Below are 15,712 nucleotides of genomic sequence, written 5' to 3' on the forward strand. Positions count from 1 at the left end.
CGATGTCGTTCGCGCACCGACTCCGGCGCACGCTGCGGACGCCGCTGGGCGTCGCGGCCGTCGCCGCCGTCGCCGTGCTGGTCCTGGTCGCCGTGCTCGGCCCGCCGCTCGCCGGACCGGCGGCGGGCCGGGTGAACACGCTGGCGATCGACCGCGGCAGCAGCGCGGCCCATCTGTTCGGCACCGACAACCTCGGCCGGGACATCGCGGCCCGCGTGGTCGTGGCGACCAGGCTGACCCTCGAGCTCACCCTGCTGGCCACCGCCGTCGGGCTCGCGGGCGGGCTGCTGCTCGGTGTCGCCCCGGCGGTGCTCGGCAGGCGGGCGGGCCGCCTGGTGACCGCGGCGGTCGGCGTCCTGGTGGCCTTCCCGGGACTGCTCTTCGTGCTGGTGCTGGCGACGATCTTCGGAGCGGGCAGCACGGGGGCGGTGCTCTCGGTGGGGCTGGCGATGGTGCCGCCCGTGGCGCGGCTCGTGCAGAACCTCACCGCGTCGGTCGCCGGATCGGACTACGTCGCGGCGGCGCGGATCCTCGGCACGGGACGGTTCCGGATCGTCACCCGGCACATCCTGCCGAACATCGCCGAACCCGTGACGCTCTTCACCGCGCAGATGGCCGCGAACGTCCTCGTCTCGTTCTCTGGACTGTCCTTCCTCGGGCTCGGCGTGCAGTCACCCGCCTACGACTGGGGCCGCCTGCTCAACGAGGAGCTCAACCGCATCTACGTCAACCCGGTCGCGGCGCTGGCCCCCGGCGTGGCCGTCGTGCTCACCGGGCTGGTGTTCAGCCTCGTCGGCGAGGTGCTGGCGCAGGCGAGCGGCCGGCGCGCGCCGCACCCGTCCGCGGAGCCGCCCGCCGGGGCCGCCCCGGTCGCGGTCGCTCCGGCCGCTCCGCCCGGCACGCTGGTGCGCGTCGAGGACCTGCGGGTGTCGTTCCCCGGCGGCCGGACGGCCGTACGAGGGGTGTCGCTGGCGATCGGCGCGGGGGAGGCCGTCGGGCTGGTCGGCGAGTCCGGGTCGGGCAAGAGCCTGACCGCGCTGGCGCTGGCGGGGCTGGTCCCGCACCAGGGCGAGGTCAGCGCCGCGACGCTGCGGTTCGACGGCCACGACATGCGGGCCGACCCGAAGCTCGGCACGTCCCTGGCCATGGTCTTCCAGGACCCGATGGCGTCGCTGAACCCCGCGCTGCGCGTCGGCCGCCAGTTGGCCGAGGTCGCGGAGGTCCACCTGGGGGCGTCCCGCGCGCAGGCCGCGGCCCGCGCGGTCCAGCGGCTCTCGGCGGTACGGATCGCCTCGGCCGCCCGCCGGGCACGCCAGCGCCCGCACGAGTTCTCCGGCGGCATGCGGCAGCGCGCGATGATCGGCATGGGGCTGATGGGCGAACCCAAGCTGATCATCGCGGACGAGCCGGCCACCGCGCTCGACGTCACCGTGCAGCGCCAGGTCCTCGACCTGCTCGCCGAGGTGCGCCGGGAGTCCGGCGCCGCGCTGCTGCTGATCTCGCATGACATCGCCGTCGTCGCCCAGGTGTGCGAGCGGGTGGTGGTCATGTACGCGGGTCTGGTCGTCGAGGAGCTGCCGGTGGCCGACCTGGCCGGACGGGCGGCCCATCCGTACACCCGCGCGCTGGTGGGCACCGTCCCCACCATGACCACCGACCGCGACGTCGCCCTGGCCACCATCCCGGGACGGCCGCCGGAGCCGGGGGACCGGCTGGAGGGCTGCCCCTTCGCGCCGCGCTGCGAGCGGGCACGGCACCGCTGCCGGACCGCCGTCCCCGTACTCGTCGACCACGGCGGTGGCCGTCGCGTCGCCTGCTGGTACCCGGTGACCGAAACGGCCGAACTCGTCCAGGAAGGCACCACTCCATGAGCTCACTGGAGATCCGCGGGATCACCGTGCGGTACGGCCGGTTCACCGCCGTCGACGGCGTGGACCTCGACGTGCCGGACGGCACGGTGACCGGCCTGGTGGGGGAGTCGGGCTCGGGCAAGTCCACGCTCGGCCGGGCCGTGGTCGGGCTGGCGCCGGTCACCGCCGGGCGGATCCTGGTGGACGGGAAGGACATGGGCAGGAGGCCGCGGCGCGGGCCGGTCCAGCTCGTCTTCCAGGACCCGTACTCCTCACTCGACCCTCGGATGCCCATCGGCGCCTCCGTCGCCGAGGCCCTCCCGCGCGACGGCCGCGGCGAGGTCGCGCGGTACCTGGAGATGGTCGGGATCGATCCCGGCCGCGCCTCGGCGACCCCGGACGCGCTCTCGGGCGGCCAGCGGCAGCGGGTGGCGCTGGCCCGCGCGCTGGCCGCCCGGCCCGGGGTGCTCGTCGCCGACGAGATCACCTCCGCGCTCGACGTGTCCGTGCAGGGCGCAGTGCTCAACCTGCTGCGCGAGCTGCAGCGCGAGCTGGGCTTCGCGATGCTGTTCATCTCGCACAACCTGGCCGTCGTCCGCTACCTGGCCGACACGGTCGCCGTCATGGACGCGGGCCGCCTCGTCGAGTGCGGGCCCGTGGACGACGTGCTCGAACGTCCCTCCCATGACCTGACCAGGGCCCTGCTGTCCTGCGTGCCCACGCTGGAGACGAGCCCATGACCAGGTGCGATCCCTCCCGGGGTCGTTCCAGGCGGGTCAGGCGGACAGCACCGTGCGGAGGAAGGAGACGGCCTGGGAGATGGCGGCCTCGGCGGCCTGGGTGCCACGCAGGGCGTTCAGCATGACGAAGTCGTGGATGACGCCCTGGTACCGGACCGCGGTGACCGGCACGCCGGCCTGGCGGAGCTTGTCGGCGTAGGCCTCGCCCTCGTCGCGCAGCACGTCGGCCTCGGCGGTGATGACCAGCGCGGGCGGCAGGCCGGCCAGGTCCTCCAGCGAGGCGCGCAGCGGGGAGGCGGTGATCTCGGCGCGCTCGGCGGGGTCGGTGGTGTACTGGTCCCAGAACCACTGCATGCCGTCGCGGCGCAGGAAGTAGCCCTCGGCGAACTGCTGGTAGGAACCGGTGTCGAACGACGCGTCGGTGACCGGGTAGAACAGCACCTGCCCGGCCAGCCGGATGGTGCCCTGCCGCTTGGCGGTCAGGGTGAGGGAGGCGGCCATGTTGCCGCCGACCGAGTCGCCGGCCACCGCGATGCGGGAAGGGTCGAGGCCGTGGTCGGCGCCGTGCCGGGCCACCCACTCCAGAGCGGCGTGGTTCTGCTGCGTGGCGACCGGGTAGCGGGCTTCGGGGGAGAGGCTGTAGTTGACGAACACCACGGCGGCACCGGTTCCGGCGGCCAGCTCGCGGGCGAGGCGGCCGTGGGTGTGGTCGTTGCCGAACACCCAGCCCGCGCCGTGGATGTAGAGGATCACCGGCAGCGGGCCTTCGGCCTCGGCCGGCCGGAAGACGGTCAGGGAGAGGCCGTCGTCGACGCTCAGGCTCTCCTTGCTGGTCCCCGGGACCTCGATCTCGGGGGTCTGGGCGTCGTCGACGGCCTTACGGCCTTCGGCCGGCGGCAGGTCGAACAGGTAGGGCGGGTTCGCGGTGGCCTCGGCGAACGCCTGCGCGGCGGGCTCGAGTACAGGCTTTTTCATGATCTGCGTCCTTGGTTGACGACGGCCTTGGCGGCACAGGGAAGTGAATCGGCCGGGCCCGGTGGCCCCGGACGACGGGAAGGCTAACGGCAATATTCCTCGTGCACAAGTTGATCGAGTAAAATTCCCTCGCGCAAAAGGTTATTTAGGTGCGGGTGACCGCGAGGCGACGCCCGGCCGGCCGTCGCCACGAGCCCGTCGTTTTCGGGCGCTCCGTTTCGGCTATAGTCGAGTTCGTCTAGTCGAATTCGACTATAAGGAGTTCCGGGTGCCGGCACGCCTCTTGCGTACCCCCGTGACCGTGGTCGTCCTCGGCCTGCTGGCCGAGCGCGCGCGGCACGTCTACGACATGCGCCGGGAGATGCGCGAGCGCGGCCACGACCGCACATTGAAGATCAAGAACGCGTCGTTCTACGACGCCCTGCCCCGCCTGGTCGGCGCGGGCCTGATCACCGAGGGCGAGACGGTTCGCGAGGGCGCCCGGCCCGAGCGGACCGTCTACCGCATCACCGAGAAGGGCGGCTCGAGGCTTCGAGACTGGCTGCGCGAACTGCTCGACGGCCCCGAAGACGACACCACCGGTTTCATGGTCGCGCTGATGTTCATGTTCGCCCTGCCCCGAACCGAGGTGATCGCCCTCCTCGAACGCCGCGCCGAGCGGATGGAGCAGCAGGTCGACGAAACCGGCCAGGCGCTGGACGCCGCCGCCCGAAGCGGTGTCGCGCCGGTGTTCCTGGCCGACCACGCCTTCCCCCAAGCCCTGCGCCGCGCCGAACTCGACTGGCTGCGCGCGTTCACCGTCCGACTGCGCGACCCGGCCACCTACTGGCCCGGCCCCGCTTCCGACTCCCCCACGAAAGACGGCAGGTAGATGAACATTCACGAGACCAACCGCCTTCTGGCCCGCACCATCAACATCGGCGCCGACTTCGGCGCCGAACTGGAACGAGGATGGACCGTCCCGGTCGGCCCGCGGCATCTCGACCTGTGCCACGAGGCCGGATTCTCCGCCGTCCGGCTGGCGACCTGCTGGGCCGCGCACACCACCGAGTCCAGGGGACGATTCACCGTGGACCCGGCGGTCCTCGACCGCGTCGACCTCCTCCTCGACCAGGCGGCCGAACGTGGACTGAGCGTCGTCCTCAACAACCTGCAGGACCCCGAACTGCACGCCGACCCGCCCCGCCACCTCGACCGGCTGCTCGCCACCACCCACCGGATCGCCGAGCGCTTCTCCGGCCGCCCCGCCCAGGTGATGCTCGAACCCCTGGCCGAACCCCGTGGCCCTCTCGATCCCCTCTGGAACGACTACCTGCGCCAGATCCTCACCGCTGTGCGCGAGGCCGACCCCACCCGAGCCGTCGTCCTCGGCCCCGCCTCCTACAACAACATCCGGCGCCTGCCCGACCTCGACCTCCCCGGCGACGACCGCAACCTGATCGTCACCGTCCACCAGTACTGGCCCACCACCTTCACCATGCAGGGTGAGACCTGGCTCGGCACCGACACCCCGTTCGGCGACCCCGCCTCCTGGCTCGGGACCACCTGGCGAGGCGACGACGAAGAGCAAGCCGTGCTGGCCGACGCCTTCGACCGCCTCGCCGAGTGGGCCCGTGCGCACGACCGGCCGATCTTCGTCGGCGAATTCGGGACCAGCGGCAACGCCGACACGCCGTCGCGCGCCCGCTGGGCGTCGTTCAACCGGCGCCTGGCCGAGGCGCGGGGCTTCTCGTGGGGCTACTGGTCCTTCGGTCCGACCTTCGCCCTGTACGACGAGAGCGCTCAGCGCTGGAACCCGGACCTCCTGGACGCCCTCGGCCTGGGTTCCGTCCGATCGGCGGTGTGAGCCGGCGGCGGGCGGAGCGGGCGGGCCGTCCCGAGCGGCGTGGTGGTCAGGAGGGCAGAGCCGGGTAGTCGGTGTAACCGGCCGCGTCGCCGCCGTAGAAGGTGGCCCGGTCCGGGGTGTTGAGCGGGGAGCCGGTCGCCAGGCGGCGGGGCAGGTCGGGATTGGCGAGGAAGAGCTGCCCGAAAGCGATCAGGTCCGCGGTCCCGTCGTCGATCAGCTCCAGTTCCTCCGGACCGGTCGGGCGGGCGCCCGTGTGCGGGTTGAGGATGAAGGCGCCAGGGAACCGCCGCCGCATGGTGTGCGTCAGTTCCCGGTGGCCGGCGGCCTCCATGATGTGCAGGTAGGCCAGGTCCAGGGTGGCCAGCCGCTGTACGAGCGCCTGGTAGACGGGGCCCGGGTCGGGTTCCTGGATGTCGTTGCTCATCGCTCCGGGTGACAGACGCAGGCCGGTGCGGGCGCCGCCGATCGCGGAGGCGACCGCGGAGACGACCTCCACGGCCAACCGGATGCGGCCGGAGGTCGAGCCGCCCCAGCCGTCGGTGCGCCGGTTGGTGCCGGCGGCGAGGAACTGGTGGATCAGGTAGCCGTTGGCGCCGTGCAGTTCCACCCCGTCGAAGCCCGCCTCGACGGCGTTGCGGGCGGCACTCACATGGTCGGCGATGGTCTGCTCGATCTCCGCGGCCGTCAGTTCGCGCGGGGTGACGAAGTCCTTCATGCCGTCGGGGGTGAACAGCTGCCCCCGCGCGGCGACCGGCGACGGCGCCACCGGGACCAGGCCGTCGGGCAGCAGGACGGGGTGGCCGATCCGGCCGGTGTGCAACAGCTGGGCGAAGATCCTTCCACCCTCGGCGTGCACCGCGTCGGTCACTTTGCGCCAGGCGGCGACCTGCTCGGCGGAGTACAGGCCGGGGGTGAACGGATACCCCTGACCGATCACCGACGGCTGGACGCCCTCGGTGATGATCAGTCCGGCGGAGGCGCGCTGGGCGTAGTACTCCGCCGTCAGTTCCGTCACCAGCCCGCCCTGCGCGCGGCTGCGGGTCATGGGGGCCATGACCATCCGGTTGGCGAGCCGCGTGCCGGCGACGGTGATCGGGTCGAATGCGCTGGTCATGGTTGTCTCCTCTTCATTGAAATGTGCGGACACAGGGGGCGAAGGGGCAGGCGGTCAGCGGCGGCGGCGCCGCGGCAGGAGCGAGCTGACCAGGGCGATGGCCAGGCCGAGCCCGGCCGCGATGAGGAAGACCAGGTCGTAGCCGGCGGCGAGGGCGGCGGGGGAGTCAGCGCCGGCCGCGGCCGTGGTGCCGGCGGCCGTGGCGAGCACCGCCAGGCCGATCGACCCGCCCACCTGACCGGCCGTCTGGGCCAGGCCGCCGATGGTCCCCGCGTCGCCCTCGGGAGCGTCGGCGGTCGCCGCGGCCATGAGGGTGGGGAAGGTCAGCCCGATGCCGGCCGCGACGAGCAGCGTGGGCCCGAGCACACCGGTGAGGTAGCCGCTGCCGGCGTGGGCCAGCGAGAGCCACCCGAAACCGGCCAGGAAACAGGCGCTGCCGGCCAGCACCAGCGGACGCACACCGGTTCGCGGCAGCAGGGTGGCGGCCCACCGCGCGACCAGCATGAACGCCACCGCCGCGGGCGTCTGCCCGAGCCCGGCCCCGAGCGCGCTGAAGCCCAGGACGTTCTGCAGGAACAGCGAGGTGAAGTACCACATCGCGATGGAGATCCCGCCGAACAGCAGCAGCATGCCGTTGCCGACCGCCACCCCCCGGATCCTGAACAACCGCAGGGGCACCATCGGCCGGCCGGCGAAACGCGCCTCCACCAGGATGAACACCACGAGCAGCAGCAGCCCCGCCACCACCGGCCCGACGACCGGCCCGGACGTCCAGCCGTGATCGGCGCTCCGCATCACCCCGTAGACCAGCCCGGCCGGCCCTACCGTCCCGGTGACCGCGCCGACGAGGTCGAGCGATCGCTTCCCGCCGATTCGGGTGCGGGCGAGCGAGGTCAGGGTCACCGCGATCAGCACCGCGCCGATCGGCCCGGCGGCCACATCCGCCGCACCTCCGCCCCCTCCGACAAGCGCGCCAGCGTCGTCGAGCTCACCGACAGCGGCAAAGCCCTGGCCGACCAGGTCAAGCAGCTGTGGTGCGACCTGGCGGAGGAGACCGTGAGCGGCCTGCCCGCCGAAACGGTGGCGGCCCTGCCCGGCATCCTCAACACCTTGACCGGCAACGTGGACACCAGGCGCCCCCGCCTCCCGCAGGGCGGCCGGCACGGTCCGGCCACCGGATCACGCGGGGCCGGCCAGGGCATCGGGTCGGGTGGCGATTACGAGCCGAGCGCGTTGGGGTGGGTCCGCGAGCACGTCGAGCGGATCGTGCGCACCGGGACGACCGACGGCGTCACGATCAAGGGGTTGCCCACCGTGCTGATCACCTACCGGGGCGCCAAGACCGGCAAGGTGCGTAAGACGCCGGTGATGCGTGTCGAGCACGAGGGGCGCTACGCGGCCGTCGCGTCCAAGGGCGGCGAGCCGGCCAACCCGCAGTGGTACGCGAGCCTGGTCGCCGAGCCGGTCGTCGAACTTCAGGACGGCACGGTGACCCGGGGGTACCGGGCGCGTGAGGTGTCCGGGGACGAGAGGGCCCTCTGGTGGCGCCGGGCGGTGGAGGCGTACCCGGACTACGCCGACTACCAGCGCAGGACCGACCGGCAGATCCCGGTCTTCGTGCTCGAACCGATCAGCGAGGGCTAGTGCCGCGAGTCGTTCGTCCGCGCGCGGTGGCGGGCGATGGACTCGGGGATCGGCGGACGGTCAGGGCCGGCCGTTCCCGGTTCGACCGGGCACGGAGGCCGGCGCCGGATTCGGGTAGGGAGCGGTGGGCGCCATGTGATCAGGGCGGCACGACACCGGCGCCCCTGCCCTACGCCCCGGTGTGGCCGTAGGCGACCACGTTCGCCGTCAGGCGCCGGAGTGTGGCCAGGGTGCGTTCGAACTCCTCCGGCTCCAGCTTCATCGCGTCACCGATCATCGCGGGGATGTCGTGGGCCCGCTCGCGCAGCTCGGCGCCCTCCTCGGTGAGCGTGATCTGCACGGCGCGCTCGTCGTCGGGACGGCGCCGCCTGCGCAGCAGCCCGTTCGCCTCCAGGCGTTTGAGCAGCGGTGTCAGCGTGCCGTAGTCCAGCTGGAGCGCGGTGCCGAGGTCCTTGATGGAGACCCCGCCGGAACCCTGGCGCCACAGCACCAGCAGGACCAGGTACTGCGGGTAGGTCAGCCCCAGCTCCTCGAGCACGGGCCGGTAGAGGCCGGTGACGGCACGCGAGGCCGCGTAGAGGGTGAAGCACATCTGATCATGGAGGATCAGGGAGAGGTCCCGGCTCTGGTCGGAGTGCGCGCTGTTCACCGCACCACAGTAACTCGCCCACAAGGTATCCCTGTCGGGCGCCGTGGCACGGCTCGTCCGCCCACGCCGGTCTTCTGTGCGCGCGGGACCTGTGGGCATCCTGCCGTGGACCAGCGGTATGTGGGCCGCGGCCGCGCAGTGGGTATGCCGAACCAGGGCCATCAGCCGGCCGGTCGAGTATGGCGTGCGCCCGAAAATCGGTTGATCGGGGAGCAGCGGGCTTGGAAGGTGAAGGTAACGGCTGCGGCTGTGGCCTCTCCCGCGCCCCCCCGAGGCGCGGTGCCACCTCAGCGTCCTCCACCGTCCATCGCGCCGACAGCGCCGACTCGTAAGGAGTGCCCTGCCTCCCCATGCCTTCCGACGGTAAAGACTCAGAGCCTGCTTCCGTCCCTCCTGATACCCCCCGTGGCGCGCGGTCGCGCTCACTGCGGCGGCTCACGCCGTACCTGCGCCCCTACGTCCCCCGCCTGGTCCTCATGTGGCTCGCCACCATGGCGGGCATCGCCACCAGCACCGCGATCCCGCTGGTGGGCAAGGACATCATCGACGACGCCGTCGGCGACGGCCACGGCGCGGCCCTCCTCCCGCTCGGGCTGCTCGTACTCGCCCTCGGCGTCACCGAGGCGTTCCTGACCTTCGTCCGCCGGTGGACGCAGACCAAGGCCGTGCTCGGACTGGAGACGGCGATCCGCAACGACGTCTACCGGCATCTGCAAGAACTGCCGATGAGCTTCCACGGCGACTGGCAGTCGGGCCAGCTGCTGTCCCGCGTCACGACCGACCTGTCCACGATCCGCCGGTTCCTCGGGTTCGGCCTGCTGTTCCTCGTCATGAACGTCGTGCAGCTGACCACCGTGGCCGGGCTGCTCCTGCGGATGTACTGGCCGCTCGGCCTGCTGATCGTGGTGGCCGCGGTGCCCATCTTCGCGGTGTCGCTGCGGTTCGAGAAGAAGTACCGCCGGATCTCCCGCGAGGTCCAGGACATGCAGGGCGACATCGCCACCTACGTGGAGGAGTCGGCGCTGGGGATCCGCACGATCAGGGCCTTCGGGCGCCGGGCGCACGTGTACGGCGAGTTCGACGCCGCCGCGCGCGAGGTCCACCGGGTCTCGATGGACAAGGTGCGGCTGGCCTCCCGCTTCTTCACCTTCCTGGAGGTGATCCCGAACGTCACCCTGGCCATGGTCCTGCTGCTCGGCGCGCTGGCCGTGGGCTCGGGCTCGCTGACGCTCGGCACGCTGGTGGCCTTCACCACGCTGATGCTCCAGCTCGTGTGGCCCATCGCGTCCCTCGGCTACATCCTGGCGATCGCGCAGGAGGCCATGACCTCCGCCGACCGGGTCGTGGAGGTCCTCGACACCGAGCCGGAGATCGTCGGCGGCGCGGAGGTGATCGAGCGGCCGCGTGGGCACCTGCGGTTCGAGGGCGTCGGCTTCCGGTTCCCCGGCGCCGACCGGCCGGTGCTGCGGGACGTCTGGCTGGAGGTCCGGCCGGGTGAGACGGTCGCCATCGTGGGGGCCACCGGCTCGGGCAAGACGACGCTGACCGCCCTGGTGCCGAGACTCGCCGACGTCACCGCCGGCCGCGTCACCATCGACGGCCGGGACGTCCGCGACCTGAAGCTGCCGGCGCTGCGGTCGGTGGTCGCCACCGCCTTCGAGGAGCCGACGCTGTTCTCGATGAGCGTGCGGGAGAACCTCACCCTCGGCCGGGGCGAGGCGACCGAGGACGAACTGCGGGAGGCGCTGGAGATCGCCCAGGCCACCTTCGCCTACGACCTGCCATGGGGGCTCGACACGCGGATCGGCGAGCAGGGCATGTCGCTGTCCGGCGGCCAGCGGCAGCGGCTCGCCCTGGCCCGCGCGGTGCTCAGCAAGCCGAGGATCCTCGTGCTGGACGACACCCTGTCGGCCCTCGACGTCGAGACCGAGGCCCTGGTGGAGGAGGCCCTGCGCGGGGTGCTCGCCGACGCCACCGGCCTCGTCGTCGCGCACCGCGCCTCCACCGTGCTGCTCGCCGACAAGGTCGCGCTGCTCCGTGACGGCACCATCACGCACGTCGGCCTGCATCACGAGCTGCTCTCCACGGTCCCCGAGTACCGGGAGCTGCTGGCGCAGGACACCGACCTCGACCCCGAGGAGGCGCTGCGATGAGCGGCACGACCACCGGCCCGCACGACGGCGCGCGCGGGGCCCCCGAGGCGGGACGCTGGCGCGGCGTGGCCGCCGAGAAGCAGGACGAGCTGCCCGACAAGGTGTCGGTGCTGCTCCGGGCGCGGTCCCGGCGGCTGCTCGGCGACCTGCTGCGCCCGCACCGGCGGGCCATCGCCGTGCTGATCGCGGTCATCGTGCTCTCCAACGCGGCCGGCCTCGCGATTCCCTACCTGGTGAAGGTCGGCATCGACGCGGGGATCCCGCCGATGCTGCGGCACCAGGGCGCCGGGACGCTGCTCGTGGCCGTCTCGGCGATCCTGGCCGCGACGCTGACCCAGGCGTTCACCCGTCAGGTCTTCCTCCAGATCTCCGGGCGTATCGGGCAGGACATCCTGCTGGAGCTGCGCCGCCGCGTCTTCGACCACTTCCAGCGGCTGTCGCCGGCGTTCCACGAGCGGTACACATCGGGGCGGGTCATCGCCCGGCTCACCTCCGACATCGACGCGATCGCCGAGATGCTGCAGTCGGGCTTCGACAGCATCGTCACCGCCGTCCTCACCCTGTTCGGCACCGCCGTCCTGCTCCTGGTGCTCGACCTGCCGCTCGGCGCGGTCGCGCTGGTGCCGCTGCCGGTCCTGTTCCTGATCACCCGCTGGTTCCGGTGTCAGTCGAGCATCGTCTACCGCCGGACCCGCGAGGCGGTGGCGCTGGTCATCGTCCACTTCGTGGAGTCGATGACCGGGATCAGGGCGGTCCAGGCGTTCCGCAGGGAGCCGCGCAACCAGGAGATCTTCGAGGAGCTGAACACCGACTACCGGGACGCCAACGCCGGCAGCATGTACCTGGTCGCGGTGTTCATGCCGGGCATCAAGCTGATCGGCAACGTCACCATCGCGGCGGTCCTGCTGTACGGCGGCTGGCTCGCGATCCACCACGCGGTCACGGTCGGCGTGCTCGCCGCGTTCCTGCTGTACCTGCGGCAGTTCTACGAGCCGATGCAGGAGATCTCGCAGTTCTACAACACGCTCCAGTCGGCCGGCGCGGCGCTGTCCAACCTCTCGGGGGTGCTGGAGGAACGGCCCATGGTGGCCGAGCCCGACGACCCGGTGCCGCTCCCGCACCCGCGCGGCGCGGTGCGGTTCGAGGGGGTCGAGTTCTCCTACATCGACGACGTGCCGGTCCTGCCCCGGCTGGACCTGGAGATTCCGCCGGGACAGATCGTCGCGGTGGTCGGCGCGACCGGCGCGGGCAAGACCACGCTGGCGAAGCTGATCGCCCGTTTCTACGACCCGACGGCGGGACGCGTCCTGCTCGACGGCGTCGATCTGCGCGACCTCGGCGAGGCCACGCTGCGGCGGGCCGTGGTGATAGTGACGCAGGAGAACTTCCTGTTCAGCGGGACGGTGGCGGACAACATCAGGTTCGGCCGGCCCGACGCCACCCCGGCCGAGATCGAGGAGGCGGCCCGCGCGATCGGCGCGCACGAGTTCATCACGGCGCTGCCGGACGGCTACCGCACCCAGGTCGGCAAGCGCGGCGGCCGCATGTCGGCGGGGCAGCGGCAGCTGCTGGCGTTCGCGAGGGTCTTCCTCGCCGACCCGGCCGTGGTGATCCTCGACGAGGCGACCTCCAGCCTGGACGTTCCCAGCGAACGCCTCGTCCAGCGCGCCCTGCGCACCGTGCTCGCCGGCCGCACCGCCCTCATCATCGCCCACCGCCTGTCGACCGTGGAGATCGCCGAACGGGTGCTCGTCATGGACTCCGGCCTCGTCGTCGAGGACGGCCCCCCGGACCGTCTCATCGCCGAGGCGGGCCGTTTCGCCGGCCTCCACCGTGCCTGGCTCGACAGCCTGGCGTGAGGGCGGTCCCGGAAGCGGGGGCCCGGACGCGCGCCGGTCGCCCCGGTGTCACGGCGAGGGCCGTCCGTCACGCCGCGACGTGGTTGCGCAGGCGGAGCCGGTCGGGGTACGGCGACAGGTAGGACTGCCCGCCCACGTACGCCGCGCCCTCGCCCCTGGCGTGGTGGCGCAGCAGGGCGACCGGCACGCTGAGCGCCACCTCCCCGGCCCGGTAAGACGCGATCACCTCCACCAGGTCGGCCCGGCGGGCCCGGTCGAGGCGCTCGCTGATCATGCCGAGGCAGTGGAGCAGGACGTTGACGTGGCGGCCGACGGTGGCCTTGCGGGCCAGGGCCACGCGGAACGCCAGGCCGTACTCCCGGGCGAGCGGCTCGTGCGGGGCCGTCCCGGCCGCGGCGACGAGCCGGCCGAGCCCGCGGTAGGCCTCCGGCGCGTGGGCGAGGATCTGCATCTTGTGCCGGGAATGGAAGGCGACCAGGTCGCGGGGGCGCCAGTCGCCCGACAGCAGGGCCCGCAGCCGGGCGGCCGCGAAGATCCGTTCCACGAACGCCTCGCGCAGCCCGGCGTCGCGGAGCCGGCCCTCGTCCTCCACGGCGAGCAGGGGGTGGGCGTCCATCACCGGCCCGGCGAACAGCCCCCTGTGGCGCCGGTCGGCCACGCCCTCCCCGCTGTAGAGGGGGACGCCGTGGATGCCGCAGCTCGGGCTCTTGGCCTTGAAGACGTAGCCGTCCACGTCGAGTGAGCCGGCACGCTCGGCGGCGAGGGACGTCATCGGGGTGGTGAGGTCGGCGTGGCTCCGGCGGGTCACCAGGCGCGGCCCCTCGGGGGAGCGCTCCAGCCGCAGCGTCTCCCTCGGTGTGCCCAGCCCGATCTCCATCTCGGGGCAGATGGGCACCCAGTCGACGTACCCGGACAGCTCGGCGGCCAGGAACCGGTCGCGGCTGTGCCCGCCGTTGTACCGCACCGGGCATCCCAGCAGGCAGCTCGACACGGCCACCCTCGGTCTGGCGTGCTCCGTCGTCATGATCCCTCCTTGGACGGTCACGCGGCGGCCCGCGGGAGCAGCCGGGAGAGGCGCTCCAGGCCGCGGGCCGTGCGGGCCTTGACGGTGCCGAGCGGCACCCGTAGCCGGTCGGCGATCTGCCGCTGGGTCAGGTCGCCGTAGTAGGCCAGCTCGATCGCTTGGCGCTGCGCGTCCGGGAGGGCCGCCAGGGCCCGGCGGACGCGGTCGCGGTCGTCGATCTGGTCGCCGTCCACCCGGCCGTCGTCGCCCGCCGGGTCGGCCACGGCCTCCAGCGGCACGGTGGCCGGGGTCCGCGCGCGCAGGTGGTCCACGGCCCGCTTGTGCGCGATCCCCATCAGCCAGGCGGGCAGGCTGCGGGCCGGGTCGAAGCGCCGCCGGCAGCGCCACACCTCGGCGAAGACCACCTGCAGCACGTCCTCGACGTCCTCCCGTGGCACGTATCTGCCCAGGTAGGAGCGGACGGCGGGGGCATGGGTCCGGTAGCACTCGCCGATCGCGCCGGTCTCGCCCGAGGCCAGCCGGAACTCCAGCGTCTCGTTCATGAGTGCCCCCTCGCCGTCGAAACTTATTCAAAACCTATTCATAGCTCGCCGCGTGGAGAGAGCGCAACCACGGCACAGGGGTGCGGGGTTCAAGAAAGCGTCAACGATCCGAGGGCCTCGCGGCAGGCCGTCACCGGCGGCCGGCCTCACCCCACCAGGGCCATCACCGTCGAGACGGCCTCCTGCAACGTGGTCACGCGCCTGCTGCCCTGCGGCAGTTCGCCCGTCCAGCCGGGGCCGCCCACCACCAGGTGGCTCGGCGGGCGAAGCCGGGGCAGGCCGGCGAGCGGGGCCGCGTCGCCGGTCTCCCGCTGCTGCGACCAGACGAACACGACGGCCGGCGCCGTCCTTCGCACGGCGTCGGCGAGCGCGGGGTACGGAGTGCGGGCGCCGAGCACCCGGGTCTCCACGGCCAGCTCGCCGAGCACGCCCGCCAGGGCGTGGGCGGGCAGGCTGTGCTGCTCGTCCTCGGCGCAGGCCAGCAGGACCGGACGCGGGTACACCGGCGCGGGGGCCCGCCCGGCGTGCTCGGCGAGCGCGACCTGCAGCCGGTCGGAGAACAGATGCTCGAACTCCACACCGCCGCCCGTCCGCTCCTGCCTCCTGACGATCGTCTCGAACACCGGCCGGGCCAGCCGCTCCCAGGTCCAGGCGACGCCGTGCGCCCCGAGGGCCGCCCGCAGCCCCCTGCCCACGGTGGGCCCGTCGAGGGAGAACACCGCCCGGGCCAGCATCGCGGCGGAGGGCGGACGCGCCGCGGCCTCAGTGTCCGGCAGCCGGGGTCCGGCCACCGGCGCCGGGCGGACGGCCGGAAGGCCGCCCCGTAGTGCCTGGCGGGCGGCGTCGGCCGGCGGCATGCCCGTGTGGACGAGCCGGTTCATCTCCTCCAGGCGGCGCAGGTCGGCGTCGTCGTAGCGCCGGTGCCCGCCCGGACTGCGCCGGCTCGGCCCGATGCCGTACCGGAGGTTCCAGGTGCGCAGCGTGGGCGCGGGCACGCCGAGCCGGCGGGCCACGGCGCCGATGCCGTACCCCGTCTCGTCCTCGCCGAGCGGCGTGCCCTCGCCGCCCGCGGCGCTCTCTTCCGTCACCCTCCGGCCCCTCACCTCGTCGCCGACCGGCGCCGGCCATGCTCGTGCCCCGCGGACGCGGGGCCGGCCGCCCCTGGACTTGTTTCGAGGAGCGGGCCCGGCCCGGATGCGACCGGCACGGCGGAAAGGCAGGAGAACTCTACTGAAGCGACGGCTCCCGGGAACGGATGCCGGACGTCCCCGGGAACCGCGCGTCCCTCGCGCGGCTCGTCAGGCTCGCGGACGAGC

At 73.0% G+C, this 15,712-nt stretch carries 14 protein-coding genes; 7 read left to right on the forward strand and 7 right to left on the reverse strand.

Translation table 11 applies throughout. The features are described from left to right. Positions 1-2 precede the first annotated feature (2 nt). Positions 3-1,871, forward strand: coding sequence for a dipeptide/oligopeptide/nickel ABC transporter permease/ATP-binding protein (locus KIK05_RS04500; RefSeq protein ID WP_214409235.1), 1,869 nt, complete (start codon positions 3-5; stop codon positions 1,869-1,871). Next, positions 1,868-2,590, forward strand: a complete 723-nt coding sequence (locus KIK05_RS04505; RefSeq protein WP_250562197.1) for an ABC transporter ATP-binding protein — start codon at positions 1,868-1,870, stop codon at positions 2,588-2,590. The genes KIK05_RS04500 and KIK05_RS04505 overlap by 4 nt, the downstream gene beginning before the upstream one ends. 36 nt (positions 2,591-2,626) lie before the next feature. Here the strand turns inward: KIK05_RS04505 and KIK05_RS04510 are convergent, their stop codons facing one another. Next, on the reverse strand, positions 2,627-3,565 hold the full coding sequence (locus tag KIK05_RS04510; RefSeq protein WP_214409236.1) for an alpha/beta hydrolase: 939 nt from the start codon (positions 3,563-3,565) through the stop codon (positions 2,627-2,629). A 268-nt stretch (positions 3,566-3,833) separates the two neighbouring features. On the opposite strand from KIK05_RS04510, the gene KIK05_RS04515 reads away from it, so the two are divergent. Then, complete coding sequence (locus KIK05_RS04515) at positions 3,834-4,436, forward strand: PadR family transcriptional regulator (RefSeq protein WP_214409237.1); 603 nt, start codon at positions 3,834-3,836, stop codon at positions 4,434-4,436. Further along, positions 4,437-5,411, forward strand: coding sequence for a glycoside hydrolase family 5 protein (locus KIK05_RS04520; protein ID WP_214409238.1), 975 nt, complete (start codon positions 4,437-4,439; stop codon positions 5,409-5,411). A 46-nt stretch (positions 5,412-5,457) separates the two neighbouring features. Here the strand turns inward: KIK05_RS04520 and KIK05_RS04525 are convergent, their stop codons facing one another. Further along, positions 5,458-6,525 carry an alkene reductase gene (locus KIK05_RS04525; protein ID WP_214409239.1) on the reverse strand — a complete coding sequence of 356 codons (1,068 nt, stop codon included), beginning with the start codon at positions 6,523-6,525 and terminating at the stop codon, positions 5,458-5,460. Between the two features lie 54 nt (positions 6,526-6,579). Beyond that, complete coding sequence (locus KIK05_RS04530) at positions 6,580-7,320, reverse strand: MFS transporter (protein WP_250562198.1); 741 nt, start codon at positions 7,318-7,320, stop codon at positions 6,580-6,582. Here KIK05_RS04530 and KIK05_RS48715 point away from each other — a divergent pair. Further along, entirely contained in the window at positions 7,303-8,169 is an 867-nt protein-coding gene (locus KIK05_RS48715) for a nitroreductase/quinone reductase family protein (RefSeq protein ID WP_308249744.1), read from the forward strand. The genes KIK05_RS04530 and KIK05_RS48715 overlap by 18 nt on opposite strands. Before the next feature lie 169 nt (positions 8,170-8,338). Here the strand turns inward: KIK05_RS48715 and KIK05_RS04540 are convergent, their stop codons facing one another. Then, complete coding sequence (locus KIK05_RS04540; protein ID WP_250562273.1) at positions 8,339-8,761, reverse strand: MarR family winged helix-turn-helix transcriptional regulator; 423 nt, start codon at positions 8,759-8,761, stop codon at positions 8,339-8,341. Between the two features lie 533 nt (positions 8,762-9,294). Here KIK05_RS04540 and KIK05_RS04545 point away from each other — a divergent pair. Continuing rightward, positions 9,295-10,971, forward strand: coding sequence for an ABC transporter ATP-binding protein (locus KIK05_RS04545; protein ID WP_250562199.1), 1,677 nt, complete (start codon positions 9,295-9,297; stop codon positions 10,969-10,971). Continuing rightward, a complete protein-coding gene (locus KIK05_RS04550; RefSeq protein WP_214409242.1) occupies positions 10,968-12,830 on the forward strand; it encodes an ABC transporter ATP-binding protein in 1,863 nt (620 codons plus the stop codon). Before KIK05_RS04545 ends, KIK05_RS04550 begins: the two co-directional genes overlap by 4 nt. A 67-nt stretch (positions 12,831-12,897) precedes the next feature. Here KIK05_RS04550 and KIK05_RS04555 read toward each other — a convergent pair whose 3' ends face one another. The 3 genes from KIK05_RS04555 to KIK05_RS04565 form a co-directional block, all read right to left on the reverse strand. Then, entirely contained in the window at positions 12,898-13,854 is a 957-nt protein-coding gene (locus KIK05_RS04555; RefSeq protein ID WP_214409243.1) for a YbgA family protein, read from the reverse strand. A 17-nt stretch (positions 13,855-13,871) separates the two neighbouring features. Then, positions 13,872-14,396: an RNA polymerase sigma factor gene (locus tag KIK05_RS04560; protein ID WP_214409244.1), complete on the reverse strand. Its 525-nt coding sequence runs from the start codon at positions 14,394-14,396 to the stop codon at positions 13,872-13,874. A gap of 146 nt (positions 14,397-14,542) precedes the next feature. Continuing rightward, the gene (locus KIK05_RS04565) at positions 14,543-15,484 is read right to left on the reverse strand and encodes a MerR family transcriptional regulator (RefSeq protein ID WP_214409245.1); all 942 of its coding nucleotides are present in this window, start codon (positions 15,482-15,484) and stop codon (positions 14,543-14,545) included. Between the last annotated feature and the right edge of the window lie 228 nt (positions 15,485-15,712).

Origin of the sequence: Sphaerisporangium fuscum (assembly GCF_018531465.1) — a bacterium.
GTDB classification, from domain to species: Bacteria; Actinomycetota; Actinomycetes; order Streptosporangiales; family Streptosporangiaceae; genus Sphaerisporangium; species Sphaerisporangium fuscum.